A 14,215-nucleotide genomic window follows, 5' to 3' on the forward strand; every position below is an offset into this window, starting at 1 on the left:
ACTTGCGCGAACTTTTCGACTAACCCACTGAAATTAAACGGATCGCCTGATCCTGCCGCATCATCCACAAAAGAACACGAACTGCCCGGCCCCGATCCGAGGTCAGCTTGGGGTCTTTGGCCAGCAGCGCGCGCGCATCCGTCTGGGCCGTTGCCATCAACCCGGCTTGTCGCTCGATATCCGCAATTCTGAATTTTGGCAGGCCTGATTGGGCGGTCCCGATCAAATCGCCCGCACCGCGCATCTCAAGATCGGTTTCCGAGATGCGAAATCCGTCTTCGGTTTCGCGAAGAATCTCCAGCCGTTTCCGACCGCCGTCCGTTAGCGGAGGTTGATACATCAGCAGACAAGTCGAATCCGCTTCACCCCGCCCGACCCGACCGCGCAGCTGATGCAACTGCGCCAGTCCAAAAATCTCGGCGCGTTCGATCACCATGATCGACGCGTTGGGTACGTTTACACCAACCTCAATCACGGTGGTCGCGACCAGAACCTTTGTCTTTCCTTCCTGAAAGGCTTTCATCGCGGCATCCTTGTCGGCTGGCGGCATCTGACCGTGAACCAGCCCCACGATCCCTTCCCCCAGAACCGCGCGCAACCTTTTGAACCGTTCTTCTGCGGCGGTCAGATCCGACACTTCGGATTCGTCGACCAGCGGGCAAACCCAGTAGCACTGACGTCCCTCGTCGATGGCCCGCTGCAGATGGGCGACGACTTCGTCAATCCGTTCCGTGCTGATCACCGCTGTTTTCACAGGCTTTCGCCCAGGTGGTTTTTCGTCCAGAACCGAAACGTCCATGTCCCCATACTGCGCCAACGCGAGACTGCGTGGGATCGGCGTCGCCGTCATCACTAACACATCCGCGCCCTGTCCCTTTTCCGATAACTCCATCCTTTGCCGCACACCGAACCGGTGTTGTTCATCCACGATGGCAAGGCGCAAATCGCGGAAGGCGACGTCAGATTGGAACACCGCATGAGTGCCGACGAGTATATGGATATTGCCCCGTTGTAGCGCTTCAAGCTTTGCGCGCCGCTCCGCGCCTTTATCGCGCCCGGTCAGGATCTCCAGCACGATCCCCGCGCTTTCGGCCAAGGGGCGCAACCCTTCCAGATGCTGTCGCGCCAGAATCTCGGTTGGGGCCATCATGACACCCTGCCCGCCCGCCTCGACCGCGACCAACAGAGCCATGAAAGCCACCAGCGTTTTACCAGCGCCGACATCGCCCTGAAGCAAGCGGTTCATCCGCGCGTCCGAGGCCATATCCTCGGTGATCTGATCAATCGCCCGCATCTGCGCGCCGGTGGGTTTGTAGGGCAAATCTGCCAGAACCCTGGATTGCAACCGCCCGGTCGCCACACTGACAATCCCCCGCGCCTTGCGTTCCCGTTGACGCGCGAGGGCCAAAGTCACCTGATGCGCAAAGAACTCATCATAAGCCAATCGCGCTCGCGCCGGGGCATGAGGTGACACGTCATCTGCCCCCAAGGGGTTGTGCGCCGCAGTAACCGCATCGAACCAGTTAGGCCACTGCTCTCTGCCGATCTGTGACGGATCTATCCACTCTGCCAGTTTCGGTGCCCGTGCAAGCGCACTGCGCGCAGCCTTATAGGCCGTTTTCTGGGTCACGCCTTGCGTCAGATGATAAACGGGTTCGAATTCTGGGATATCCCCTGCGCTCTCGATCGGGAGAATGTGGTCGGGATGTACCATCTGCGCCATTCCGTCGAACAGCTCCAACTTTCCCGAAACCACACGCCGATCGCCCTGCGGCAACACCTTTTTCAGGTAGTCCCCGCGGGCATGGAAAAACACAAGCTGAAATTCTGTCTGCGCATCTTCGACATGAACGCGATAGGCTCCGCCCTTGTTTCGTGCGGGCCGATGCGCGCCGACCGTAACCTCTACCGTCAGGGTCGAGGGTAAATCTGCCCCTTGGATCGTGTCCCGCCGTCGCCGGTCGATCACAGCGTAAGGCAGACCGAACAAGACATCACGCGGCGCTTCGGTTCCGCTTTGGGTCAAAAGCTGCGCCGTCTTGGGACCAACCCCATCAAGCGTTTCCAACCCGGCAAACAGGGGAAACAGGATTTCTGGTCGTCCGGTCATGCCGCGCCTATCAGGTGTAGCCAGCCATCCTCGTCCAGTGTCTCGATCCCCAATTCAGCGGCCTTCTTGGCCTTAGACCCTGCACCGGGACCCGCCACCAGAAGGTCGGTCTTTTTGCTGACCGAACCGGACACCTTCGCCCCTAGCGCCTCGGCACGTGCTTTCGCCTCCGCCCGCGTCATTTTTTCAAGCGTGCCGGTGAAAACCACGGTCTTTCCGGCCACCGGACTGCCATCGGTGTCGGGCCGTTTGGCTGGTTGAACCTCAAGCTGCGCGACCAGAGCGTCGATGCTCGCCCGCTCGGCCTCTTGTGCGAAGGCGGACACAAGCGCGCGCGCCATCACCTCGCCGATGCCGTCAATGCTCAGCAATTCATCCCATTCCGGCCCGTCGAACCCGGAGGCGGCCGTCACCGCCCGCTCAAATTCAGACCATTCTCCGTAATGGGTCGCCACCAGGTTTGAGGCCGCCTCGCCCATGTGGCGAATCCCAAGGGCAAACAGCAGCCGCCCAAACGGGATAAGGCGTTTTTCGTCAATCGCAGCCCAAAGGTTGCCCGCGCTTTGCGCACCCCATCCCTTGCGATTGGCCAGCTTATTCAGATTTGCCGCGTCACGCGTTTGCAGCGTAAAGATATCGACGGGCGTTTTGACGGACAGATCAGGATCGTCATAGAACATTTCGATCTGTTTGGCCCCTAGACCTTCAATGTCGAAGGCCTTGCGTGAGACGAAATGTTTCAGTTTTTCAGTGGCCTGTGCGGGGCAAATGATGCCGCCCGTGCACCGCCGAACGGCATCACCTTCCTCGCGGATTGCCTGGCTTTGGCATTCCGGACAGGTTTTCGGAAAGGTGAATTCGACCGCATCATCAGGGCGTTTTGAGATATCAACATCTGCAATTTTTGGGATCACATCCCCTGCGCGATAGACCTGCACCCAGTCGCCGACGCGAATATCTTTGTCGTCCCGGATGGTCCCGCCTTTGGCGTCGCGCCCGGCAATGTAGTCTTCATTGTGCAGGGTCGCGTTCGAGACGACCACACCGCCGACCGTCACCGGGTGTAGCCGAGCCACAGGACTGAGCGCTCCGGTACGACCGACCTGGATGTCGATGGCCTCCAACCGGGTCCAGGCCAGTTCAGCGGGGAATTTATGAGCGATCGCCCAACGTGGCGTGGTCGACCGGAACCCCAATCGCGCTTGCAACGCAAGATCATTGACCTTGTAGACGACACCATCAATGTCATAGCCAAGTGTTGCCCTCTGGGCTTCGATCCCACGATAGTGGTCCAGCATATGATGCGTCGTCTCACACAGGGCCGTCAGGGGGTTGGTCGAAAAGCCGTACTGCTTAAGCCGTTCAATGGCGCCCATTTGCGTCTCAGCCAAGGGCGCGGACAGCTCTCCCCAAGCATAAGCGAAAAAGCGCAATGGTCGCGCCCGAGTAATCGCAGAATCCAGTTGCCGTAGCGATCCTGCAGCCGCGTTTCGTGGGTTGGCGAATGTCTTCTCGCCTGCCTCCGCTTGCCGCGCGTTCAACTGATCGAAATCCGCGTGCGACATGTAAACCTCGCCCCGCACTTCAAGCACCGCCGGAGCATTCTCCAATCGGTGCGGAATGTCCGAGATGGTGCGTGCATTCGCGGTGACGTTTTCGCCAACCTCGCCATCTCCACGCGTTGCGGCTTGCACCAAGTGGCCGTCTTTATACCGCAAGGACAGGGACAGGCCGTCAATCTTGGGTTCAGCCGTAAACGCTAGCGGAGCATCGTCGCCAAGGCCCAAATATTTTCGGATTGAACGGGTGAAGTCGCCGACATCTTCATCATCGAACGCATTGCCCAGCGACATCATGCGTACGGCGTGGGTCACTTTTGAAAACCCATCACCCGGCTTGGCGCCGACCTGTTCGGATGGGCTGTCTGCGCGTTTCAGATGGGGAAAGCGCTTCTCGATCTCGGTATTGCGACGTTTGAGATCATCATATTCCGCGTCCGAAATCTCGGGCGCGTCCTGCGTGTGATACTGCGTATTGGCCCGCGCCAGCAGTTCGGCCAACCGCGCAAGTTCTGCGCGCGCGCTGTCTTCTGTCAGCTCTGAAACCGGAAGTGAATCGCCCATAGCCCCGCCCTGTCACGTCTTCTTGGACCTCAGTGATAGGGCGAGGCCATGGTCAGGTCCAGATGTGCTGTTCAGTGAGTGAGGGAGCCGCCCCGGACCAAAGCGGCAGATCTGTTTTAGGCCCCGACGGCCATGCGACGTTCATCGACGCTGTTGCTTTGCGGGTCGCGCAGCACATAGCCCCGGCCCCAGACGGTTTCGATGTAGTTGTCACCACCCGTTGCATTGCTGAGTTTCTTACGCAGTTTGCAGATGAATACGTCGATAATCTTCAGCTCGGGCTCATCCATTCCACCATAGAGATGGTTCAGGAACATCTCTTTGGTCAGCGTTGTGCCTTTTCGCAGGCTCAGAAGTTCGAGCATCTGGTATTCCTTGCCGGTCAAATGCACGGTCTTTCCTTCGACCTCGACGGTCTTGGCATCAAGGTTCACAGCGACCTGACCGGTGTGAATGACCGATTGCGAATGCCCCTTGGAGCGTCGTATGATTGCGTGAATGCGGGCCACCAGCTCTTCGCGGTGGAAAGGCTTGGTCATATAGTCATCTGCGCCAAAGCCGAAGCCCTTGATCTTGCTTTCGGTATCATCTGCGCCCGACAATATCAGAATCGGTGTTTCAACGCGCGCAACGCGCAATTGGCGCAAAACCTCATGACCGTTCATGTCCGGCAGGTTCAGGTCCAGCAAAATCAGGTCGTAGTCATAGAGTTTTGCCAGATCGATCCCTTCCTCACCCAGATCCGTCGCATAGACGTTCAGGTTGGCGTGCGTCAGCATCAGCTCGATGCTTTTCGACGTGGTGGGGTCATCCTCGACAAGAAGTATACGCATTTACTGCTCCAATTCGGTTCAATTTACCAATTCAAACTGAGCCTGATCAAAAATGGTTAATCTGACGTTACCGTTGAATCATTTATTCACGTTCTACTTTGAGTTGTCGATATTTTTTTAATGAAGTCGCCTTCAGAGCGTCCGTTCCATGCTCTGCCACGGCTGAAACCCACGAGTTGAACTCCTCATCGCTTAGCCCATAGCGTTTCTTGGCATCCGACAGTGCGATCAAGCCGTATAGTACCCCGCGCACTACTATTGCCTTGCGGGACGCCACCCAGCGTGTCGTGTCGTCCGGTGGCAGGTCTGCACGCGATAAAACCGTTCCATCCGGCAGGGTTACGGACCGTGGCCCTTCAACTTTGTGCAAATACATCTTTCCAACCTTTTCTGCTGCGACAAAGCTGACACCAGCCTACTTAATGTGCGGTGAAACCGCCTCTTGAGAGTGTGTAGAATTTTCCTATATTCTGCCGGTCTTTCTTAACCCGCACTGGAATCGTCATGGCCCTCGATACCGAGACCCCGCTGAACTCGCTTGGCTTTGCCAAACCGCCCTCGGAAACGCGGGTGGTTGTCGCTATGTCCGGTGGCGTGGACAGTTCCGTTGTGGCAGCGCATCTGGCCGATCAGGGCTATGACGTGGTCGGCGTGACCTTGCAGCTCTATGACCATGGCGCGGCCTTGGCCAAGAAAGGCGCCTGCTGTGCGGGTATCGACATCCACGATGCGCGGCGTGTGGCGGAAGAACGTGGCTTTCCCCACTACGTCCTGGACTATGAGAACATCTTCAAGGACGCGGTGATTGACGAATTCGCCGACAGTTATTTGGCCGGTGCCACCCCGGTGCCCTGCATCCGTTGCAATGAGCGGGTGAAGTTCAAGGACCTGCTGGAAACCGCCAAGGACCTTGAAGCCGACTGCATGGCCACCGGTCACTATATTCAGCGCAAGATGGGCCCCAACGGTCCCGAGTTGCACAGCGCCGAGGATGCGAACCGCGATCAGTCCTATTTCCTGTTCTCCACCACGCCTGAACAGTTGGACTACCTACGCTTTCCTCTGGGCCACCTGCCCTCGAAGGATGCAACGCGCGAGATGGCAGCACAATATGGGTTGGCCGTGGCCGACAAGCCGGACAGTCAGGACATCTGTTTTGTGCCCAATGGCAACTATGCCAGCGTTATCGAGAAACTGCGCCCCGGCGCAGCTGAACCGGGTGAGATCGTGCATGCCGATGGCCGTGTATTGGCGCAGCATGATGGAGTGATCCATTACACAATCGGTCAACGCCGTGGCCTGGGCATCGGCGGCCTGACCGAGCCGCTTTATGTGGTCAAGCTGGATGTGGACACGAAACAGGTTGTCGTCGGCCCCAAAGAGATGTTGGCCACCCGCACAATCCCGGTGCGGGAGATCAACTGGCTGGGTGATGACCCGTTTACGTCGCGCGATGAATGGCATCTGAAGGTCAAAGTCCGCTCGACCCGCCCCCCGCGCGAGGCAATCATTCGTCCCCTGTCCGACACCACCGCCGAGGTTGAACTGCTGACACCCGAGGAAGGCGTCTCACCCGGTCAGGCCTGCGTGTTCTATGCATCTGAGGGCAGCCGTATCTTTGGCGGCGGTTGGATCTGGCGCGGCTACTAGGCCGAAACGGGCGCGATCTCGGTCTCGATCTCGACTTGCAGCGCATCGTTGAAGCGGTTGAACGCGCCGGTCAGGGCAATGCGCCATGTCAGTTCCACGATCTGAGAATCGTTGAACCATGCGCGCAGGTCCGAGACTTCGGCATCGCGCATCCGGCCTGACCGCGTCGTGACCGCCTCGGCATAGCGAACGACCGCTTTGTCGCAATCGTCCAGTTCGGGGTGATTTTCGACATCCGGCAGACGCGCCGCGCCATCAGGGCTTAACCCTGTCACGGTCAGTTGGGGAGTGTGATGCGATACGCAATAGTCGCAGGCGTTCAATTTGGACACCGTAACCATCGCCAGTTCCAACGCACGGCGCGGCAGGTTTTCTTGCGCCTTGAATGCCGTCAGCATCTCAGCAACGTGTTCCAACACCGCAGGGCTATGGGCAGCAATGCGCGCCCAATTGTCGAATGGCCCATACGCCCCAAGTAGGGCCCGAGAGGCGCGCGCGGCCTCGGTCATGTCGTCGTCGCCAAGGGGCGAAATTCGGGACATCAAATTTCTCCTTCACCGGACATGGCTGGTCTTGACGGTGGGCCATAAAGACCTGATGACACCGATTTGGTCAACGCATCACAACAGATCGGTGGGGGAGTTGAACAGGATATAGAGCCCGACGCACACCATGACATACGGCGCGATCCGGTCCAGGCGCGCCACTTGCGGCCCGAGGCTTTTAGCCCGAGGCGCCCCCCAAGCCGCCACCGCGACCAATAGGAACGCGGCCACTGCAGCACCCAGCAGGGCGGCCAGTCGGAAAGAAGGTGTGGAATCGGCCAGTAGCGGGGTCATGACGGCAAAGCTGTCGACCGACAGGCTGAGAAACAGGGTTACAACCGAACTGACAGCACCTTTCGCGCTTATGTCCTCGCCCGCGTCCCCGCGATATTGCTGCCAGATGCCGCGCAAGCCGAACACCAAGGGGATGACGCCCAGGTATCCAATCCACTCGGGGATGCCGCTTTGATCCAACCCGATTGCCACGATCATTGCGAGGGACAAGACCATGGCCTGTGCAACCGCAAATCCTGCGATGGCGCGGCGTTGCTCGATAATCAGGATCAGGCCCAGCAGCACCGCCAGATTGTCCAGATTGGTCGAGATCATGGCCAATCCGGCCGAGGCCGCAAAAAGAACGTGGTCGAGCATCAGCCTGCCATCCGCTCCAGCACGGCGCGGGCGGCGCGTACGCCCGGCGCTTCGCCACCCCGGCCCAATCGCTGCATTGTCTCAGCCATCGCCTGCTGTTGAAGATCGGGCGTTGCCGCCACCTGCCCCAACGCCTCGGCGATCTTGTTTGGCTGGCATTCATCAAGCAGGCATTCGGGCACGGTGCGGGTCTCGGACACCAGATTGACCAGTGTGACCGTATCGAGTTTGACCATCCGCTCGGCCATCTTTTGCGTCAGCCAGCTCAAACGATAGGCGATGACCATCGGCGTCGCCTGCGCTGCCAGTTCCAGTGACACGGTTCCAGAGGCAGCCAGAGCCAGATCCGCGGCTGCAAAGGCTGCGCGTTTTTGTGCGGTTGCCTCATCCGCGGGCAAGTTGCGGGGATCTACAACAACTGGATTACCGGGCCAGTTTTCCAGATGCGCCTGAACCGTCTCGACCATATGAGCTACGGCAGGTACCACTATGCGCGTATCGAGGTGATCGCGCAGATAAAGGTCAAGTGCCTGTCCAAAGACTGGGGCCAAGCGATCAACCTCGCCCCGGCGCGAACCGGGCAAGGTCAAGAGGATCGGCGCATTCCCCAGATCATAAGCGTTGCGGAACGCGGCAATATCGTCCTCGGTTGCTATGGGTTCACTTGCGACGGGATGGCCGACGAAATCACATTCCATCCCCGCGCGTTCCATATAGGGCGGCTCGAACGGCAATAGCGCCAGAACGTGGTCGATGACCTTGGCCATCTTGTCCGCCCGCCCCGGTCGCCAAGCCCAGACGCTGGGGGCCACGTAATGCACCGTACGAATGTTGCTTTGCGCTTTTACCAGCTTGGCGACGCGAAGCGAGAAATCGGGGCTGTCGATGGTGATCAGAACATCAGGTTGCATGTCCAGAACTGCCTGAGCAGTCTCGGCTATGCGACGTTTGAGATGAAAGAACTTGGGCAGGACCTCGACCAGCCCCATCACCGAAAGCTCGGACATGGGAAAGCGGCTGTTTAATCCTTGCGCCTGCATCAGAGGGCCGCCGACTCCGTCGAACTGCACATCGGGTTGAAGACTGCGCAGCCCTTCCATCAGTGCGCCACCCAAGCGGTCGCCTGAAGGTTCACCGGCGACCACGAAAACGCGCATCAGTTCGTCCGCTCGCGCACGTAAAGAAACAGTCCCAGCCGGTCACATTCGGCGATGACTTGCGGCCGTTGCAGCACCATCACCCCACCCTTTTCAATGACGATACCAGACAGCCCGGCGGCCACTGCATCCGCGACGGTATCCGGGCCAATCGCAGGCAAATCGGCACGTCGATCCTGATCGGGTTTGGGGGCCTTGAACAGGACGCCTCCGCCCGCATCGGGCCGTTGTGTCAGCGATTTCAGCATCCAGGCGGTCCCGAAAATCCCCTCGACCGCCAGCGCTTGCCCCTTCGAGACGACGCAAGCTTGCCCGATATCCGCAGCACCCATGGCGCGAACGATCCCAGCTGCCCGAATGGCGTCAGACAGGTCCGCGTCCGATGGCTGAGCCTCGGTCAGCGGTCCAAGAGCTGGCAAAAGGGCTGGCACGACTTCATGGGCGGCACGGACCTGTAGGCCCGCATCTTCAAAAATCCCGATCACCGCGCGCAAGGCCCCATCGTCGCCGGACATGATGGCCTGTTGCAAGATGGGCACCAAAGGCATGGTCGCGGCATCAATCCGGCTTGGATCAATTGCAGGGCGCCGCACCGCGCCTGCCATGCAAATCTGCGTTACGCCGCGTGCTTTCAAATCCGCGATGAATGTCCCCAACTGCTCAAGCGGGAAGGTCATATCCACGTCCAGAGTGTCGGGCGCGAACCCTTCCATCGCGCAGATCACCGGGCGGTTAGCCAGTTGGTCGACCACCTCGGCAGGCAAAGCGCCGGTTCCCGCGATCACAGCCAGCATGGGCTTACTTCCTCGGTGTCAGGAAAGAGCGGTCGGTCTGCCCGGTTACGAAGTCCACGATCCGCTGGACATATTCGCTTTCATTCTTGGCTCCGACGCGATGGGCGCGCTCCATGAATGTACCGTCGCCGGTCGAAAGTTCCTTGAACGCCGCCCGCAGGGCCGAGATATCTTCGCGCGACACACCTTTGCGTTTCAAGCCGACCAGATTCAGCCCGTCCAGTTCCCCGCGCGGAGCCTGAACAAGGCCATAAGGGATCACATCATTGGGGACCATGGTCAAAGCACCGATGATTGCGCCACGACCGACGCGCACCCATTGGTGCAGACCCGAGATACCGCCAACGATCACGTCATCCTCGATGATGCAATGCCCAGCGGCACCCGCATGGTTCACCATGATCACACGATTACCGATCTGAACGTCATGAGCCACATGGACGCCTGCCATCAGAAGACAGTCATCGCCGATCCGGGTCACGCCACCACCACCCTCGGTGCCGGTGTTTACCGTTACATGCTCGCGAATGCGGTTGCGTTTGCCGATCTCCAGCCGCGTGTTTTCGCCACCGAATTTCAGGTCCTGCGGGATTTCACCGATGACCGAGAAATTGAAAACGACGGTTTCATCGCCGATCACCGTATCGCCGGTGACCACAACATGCGACTTCAACTCGACCCGGTCGCCCAGCTTGACCTGGGAACCGACATAGCAAAACGGCCCGATGACACAGCCTTCACCGACTTGCGCACCGTCTTCGATGATCGCGCTTGGGTGAATGCCGCTCATGTCGTTTTTTCCATGTCCCAGTCCACATAGGCAGAGAATTCGGCCTCGGCCGCAACTTCGCCATCAACGGTCGCGCGGCCGGCGAATTTGAAGATCTTGCCGCCCTTCTTACCGCGCACGGTTTCCACATGCATTTCCAGCACATCACCGGGTACGACCTTGCGGCGGAATTTGCACTTGTCGATATTCATGAAGTAGATCAACAGCTCGCTGTCGATCACGTCCATGCCGACACCAAGCATCACACCTGCGGTTTGCGCCATCGCTTCGACGATGGTGACACCGGGCATGATTGGGGTGCCGGGAAAGTGGCCCTGAAAATGGGGCTCGTTCATGGTGACATTCTTGATGCCAACGGCGGATTGATAGCCTGAGATATCGACAACTTTATCAACCAGCAAAAACGGATAGCGATGTGGCAAGATCCGCTGGATCAGCTGAATATCTGCGCTTTTTGTTTCCGAGGTCATCTTTTGGTCGTCCCGTTATGGATTTCTCTTGGACGCGTGGTTAGCAACACAGCGCCGCAAGGGCAAGCGAACCTATTGGTCGCCATTCTTTTCAAGGGCGCTACCATCGCCAATGGCCGCGTTGATCCGTCCAATCGCGATCTCGGTCACATCCGTCCTGTCCGAGCTTAGAAAGACGCTGGAGCGTTCAATAATCACGGTCGCGCCAGAGTCGCGCAACAGTTCAATGAGAACTGGCTGGATCATTTCAAAAAACAACTGTTGCGCCTCATCGCTGCGACGCGCCAAGGCATCCAACTTGGCCCGTTGGCCATCTCTGTGGGACTGAACTTTGCTGTCGAATGCCTCGGCCAAGGGACGGAACTCATCTGCTGGCATTTCAGCCCGCTTTTCGGTCAATTCTTTTTCTTCGCGGCTTAACTCAGCCACGATGCGCTCGTTTTCATCTGCCAGCAAAGTTCCTTCAGCCTCAATCTCGCGCAATATGCGCTGACCGAAGGCAGAATCCGAATACAAACGGTCGCTGGAAATCGTCAGCACGGTCGTTTCTGGCACACCCAGTTGCTGTGCCTCAAGCGGTAGCGCTAAGGCATGGATGAAAATAAAATACAGGGCCCAGATAGGGCCCTGTAGATACGACTTCCAGAAGCTCATCATGAACGGATCAGAACCGTGCCTGAATGGTCAGGTCAAAGTTCTGTTCCTGGTCAAAATCTTCTTTCACGATCGCTTTCGAGAAGTTGAAGCGCAGCGGACCAAAGGGTGTCGTCCAAAGCACGGAAACACCAACAACGTGCCGGACCGACCCGTCCTCGCCCACGATATCCGCTCCTGCTGTGTTCACATCATCCAGATTGTAGAGGTTGCCGACATCATAGAACACCCCGCCCCGCAGGCCCAGTTCTTCGGGCAGGCCCAAAGGAAAGTCCGATTCAAACCGAGCGACCCAGTAATAGTTGCCACCAATGGCGTCATCCTGACCATTCGACAGGTCACGCGGACCCAGACCGGCAGGTTCAAAACCGCGAAATGTGCTGGGGCCAAGAACAAAACGGTCGACTGTGCGGCTGAAATCATCCCCCGTCCAGTGCAATGCGCCCAGTTCGAAAGAGGCACGCAGAACCACCTCTTCGCTCAGGACGCGAGTTTGGGCGATCGCGCGGGCCGTCGTCTGGAAGAACTCATTGTCACCACCCAGACCTGCGGCATCAACGCCAACCTCAAACAGCACTCCGGCATTGGGGTTCAGGCCACCACGACGGCTGTCATACACATACGAGACACCAAGAGCGCTCGTTGTCCGTTCGCCCTGCGCAATCTCGGACGCGACGACAACACCGTTCACTTCGTTGTCCTGCTGCGTCATCTCACTGCGATCCCACTCATAGCGCAGACGCAGAGAAGACAGTTCACCGATGGCGTAGCTCAGCTGGGGACGGAAGAACAGGCTGTCGGTGTCAAAGCTGGCAAAGCTCGAGTTTGTAGTCGCCAGGCCCAGACCCACATCGAATTGCAGTCGGCGTCCCAGCAGGAAAGGTTCAGTGAAATTCAACGAATACTGTTCCGAATCCTGCGCCGTCGACAGGTTCAGCCCTAGGGTTTGTCCGCGACCCAGAAAGTTCGTCTCGGTCAGGCCAACCGCGATACCGAAACCATCCGAGGCGGAGAAGCTACCGCCGAGGCTCAACGAGCCAGTAGGCTGTTCCTCGACATCCACATCGACGATGACTTGACTGGGGGTTGAGCCTTCGCGCGGTTCGACTTCAGCGTTGGCAAAGAAACCCAGAGCCCGAATTCGCTCAGCGGCCTGACGGATCTCGCGTGGATTGAACGGATCACCCTCGACCGTATCGAATTGGCGGCGAATGACACGGTCAAGCGTGGTGGTGTTGCCCTCGATATCGATCCGTTCAACAAAGATGCGCGGACCACGGGTCAGGACAAACTCGACGTCCAGGGTCAATTCGCGCGCATTGCGCGTCACCCGTGGCTCAACCCGCAGGAAATCGACGCCTTGTTTAAGGCCCAACCGCTCTTGCCGGGCGATCGAATTTTCCACCAAAGACGGGGTGTAGGTCACCCCAGGTTTGATTTTGAGCGCCGCTTGGTACTCCGCCGCGTTCACCCCTGGGATTTCACTGACTGTTGTGATGTTCCCGAACGAGAATTTCTGCCCCTCGGTAATGTTCATAACCAGGAAAAAGGCGTCGCGCTCCTGAGTGAATTCAACATTAGTGCTGTTGACGCGGAAATCGACATAGCCACGGGATAGGTAGAAATCCCGAATGACCTGTTTGTCGAACTCAATCCGGTCGGCGATGAACGTATCGCTGCGAATGAAAGTCCGAAGGATGTTTGCCTGCTTAGACTCCAGCACGCGACGCAAGCGACGGTCGGTAAAGGCGCGGTTCCCGACAAAGCTGACGCGCTCCACCTCGATCGTGGTGCCTTCGGACACTTCAAACACAAGGTCGACGCGGTTGTCACTGCGTCGGATAATGCGCGGAATAACCGTCGCCGAAACCCGGCCCTGCGCCGAGTAGACTTGTGCGATCAAATCTGCATCGGCTTCGGCAGCCTGAGGGGTAAAGACACGTCGGGGTTCTGACGAAATCGCCTCGAGCAAGACATCATCTTTGACCCGGCGATTCCCTTCGACGCTAATCTGGTTGATCGTTGGATATTCCTGAACCTCGATCACCAATGTATTGCCGCGCGGCGTCAGTTCGACTGTTTCAAAAACACCACTGTCAAGCAAACGCTGAAACGCGTCATTCAGTTCTCCCGCGGTGACAGTCTGCCCCGGTTCGATCCCTGTTCGAGCGATAATCGTGGACGTTTCGATCCGCCGGTTACCCTCAACCTCGAAGGAGTTGATGATGAAACTTTGCGCCTTTGCCGATTGTGGCAGGGCAACTAAACCCACCAGAACAATAAAGGAAAAAACGGATAGCGCCCGCCACAAAATCTTGTTTGCCAGCGTCTGCCCTCCGCAGGATGTGCCTGCGCCTCGCCGATCAGTCATATTTTTCTCTACCCAAAATTATAGGACTTAGAAGCTGAGTAACGGGATTAATTATTCTTGTCAAAAG

13 protein-coding genes are annotated in these 14,215 nt (G+C 58.1%); 1 reads left to right on the plus strand and 12 read right to left on the minus strand.

The genetic code is table 11. The features are described from left to right. Positions 1 to 19 precede the first annotated feature (19 nt). From recG to sciP, 4 genes are all read right to left on the minus strand, one after another. A complete protein-coding gene (gene recG / locus ACR0CA_RS02620) occupies positions 20 to 2,110 on the minus strand; it encodes an ATP-dependent DNA helicase RecG (protein ID WP_480897352.1) in 2,091 nt (696 codons plus the stop codon). Further along, positions 2,107 to 4,233: an NAD-dependent DNA ligase LigA gene (ligA, locus tag ACR0CA_RS02625; RefSeq protein WP_480897353.1), complete on the minus strand. Its 2,127-nt coding sequence runs from the start codon at positions 4,231 to 4,233 to the stop codon at positions 2,107 to 2,109. The genes recG and ligA overlap by 4 nt, the downstream gene beginning before the upstream one ends. A gap of 116 nt (positions 4,234 to 4,349) precedes the next feature. Beyond that, positions 4,350 to 5,066, minus strand: a complete 717-nt coding sequence (gene ctrA, locus ACR0CA_RS02630) for a response regulator transcription factor CtrA (RefSeq protein WP_170769711.1) — start codon at positions 5,064 to 5,066, stop codon at positions 4,350 to 4,352. An 82-nt stretch (positions 5,067 to 5,148) separates the two neighbouring features. Next, the gene (gene sciP, locus ACR0CA_RS02635; RefSeq protein ID WP_480552107.1) at positions 5,149 to 5,442 is read right to left on the minus strand and encodes a CtrA inhibitor SciP; all 294 of its coding nucleotides are present in this window, start codon (positions 5,440 to 5,442) and stop codon (positions 5,149 to 5,151) included. A gap of 128 nt (positions 5,443 to 5,570) precedes the next feature. On the opposite strand from sciP, the gene mnmA reads away from it, so the two are divergent. Continuing rightward, positions 5,571 to 6,716, plus strand: a complete 1,146-nt coding sequence (gene mnmA, locus ACR0CA_RS02640; RefSeq protein ID WP_480897354.1) for a tRNA 2-thiouridine(34) synthase MnmA — start codon at positions 5,571 to 5,573, stop codon at positions 6,714 to 6,716. Here the strand turns inward: mnmA and ACR0CA_RS02645 are convergent. The 8 genes from ACR0CA_RS02645 to bamA form a co-directional block, all read right to left on the minus strand. Then, positions 6,713 to 7,258, minus strand: coding sequence for a carboxymuconolactone decarboxylase family protein (locus tag ACR0CA_RS02645; protein ID WP_480897355.1), 546 nt, complete (start codon positions 7,256 to 7,258; stop codon positions 6,713 to 6,715). The genes mnmA and ACR0CA_RS02645 overlap by 4 nt on opposite strands. 78 nt (positions 7,259 to 7,336) lie before the next feature. Next, positions 7,337 to 7,912: a hypothetical protein gene (locus tag ACR0CA_RS02650; RefSeq protein WP_170790975.1), complete on the minus strand. Its 576-nt coding sequence runs from the start codon at positions 7,910 to 7,912 to the stop codon at positions 7,337 to 7,339. Beyond that, positions 7,912 to 9,069 carry a lipid-A-disaccharide synthase gene (lpxB, locus tag ACR0CA_RS02655; RefSeq protein ID WP_480897357.1) on the minus strand — a complete coding sequence of 386 codons (1,158 nt, stop codon included), beginning with the start codon at positions 9,067 to 9,069 and terminating at the stop codon, positions 7,912 to 7,914. Before lpxB ends, ACR0CA_RS02650 begins: the two co-directional genes overlap by 1 nt. Further along, a complete protein-coding gene (locus tag ACR0CA_RS02660; protein WP_480897359.1) occupies positions 9,069 to 9,863 on the minus strand; it encodes an LpxI family protein in 795 nt (264 codons plus the stop codon). Before ACR0CA_RS02660 ends, lpxB begins: the two co-directional genes overlap by 1 nt. A gap of 4 nt (positions 9,864 to 9,867) precedes the next feature. Further along, positions 9,868 to 10,653 carry an acyl-ACP--UDP-N-acetylglucosamine O-acyltransferase gene (gene lpxA / locus ACR0CA_RS02665; protein WP_170786696.1) on the minus strand — a complete coding sequence of 262 codons (786 nt, stop codon included), beginning with the start codon at positions 10,651 to 10,653 and terminating at the stop codon, positions 9,868 to 9,870. Beyond that, positions 10,650 to 11,123, minus strand: coding sequence for a 3-hydroxyacyl-ACP dehydratase FabZ (gene fabZ / locus ACR0CA_RS02670; RefSeq protein WP_170769704.1), 474 nt, complete (start codon positions 11,121 to 11,123; stop codon positions 10,650 to 10,652). The genes lpxA and fabZ overlap by 4 nt, the downstream gene beginning before the upstream one ends. A 72-nt stretch (positions 11,124 to 11,195) precedes the next feature. Beyond that, the gene (locus ACR0CA_RS02675; protein ID WP_170790982.1) at positions 11,196 to 11,780 is read right to left on the minus strand and encodes an OmpH family outer membrane protein; all 585 of its coding nucleotides are present in this window, start codon (positions 11,778 to 11,780) and stop codon (positions 11,196 to 11,198) included. 7 nt (positions 11,781 to 11,787) lie between these two features. Beyond that, positions 11,788 to 14,148, minus strand: coding sequence for an outer membrane protein assembly factor BamA (gene bamA / locus ACR0CA_RS02680; protein ID WP_480897360.1), 2,361 nt, complete (start codon positions 14,146 to 14,148; stop codon positions 11,788 to 11,790). Positions 14,149 to 14,215 lie beyond the last annotated feature (67 nt).

It is taken from the genome of Ruegeria sp. F12, assembly GCF_056533885.1.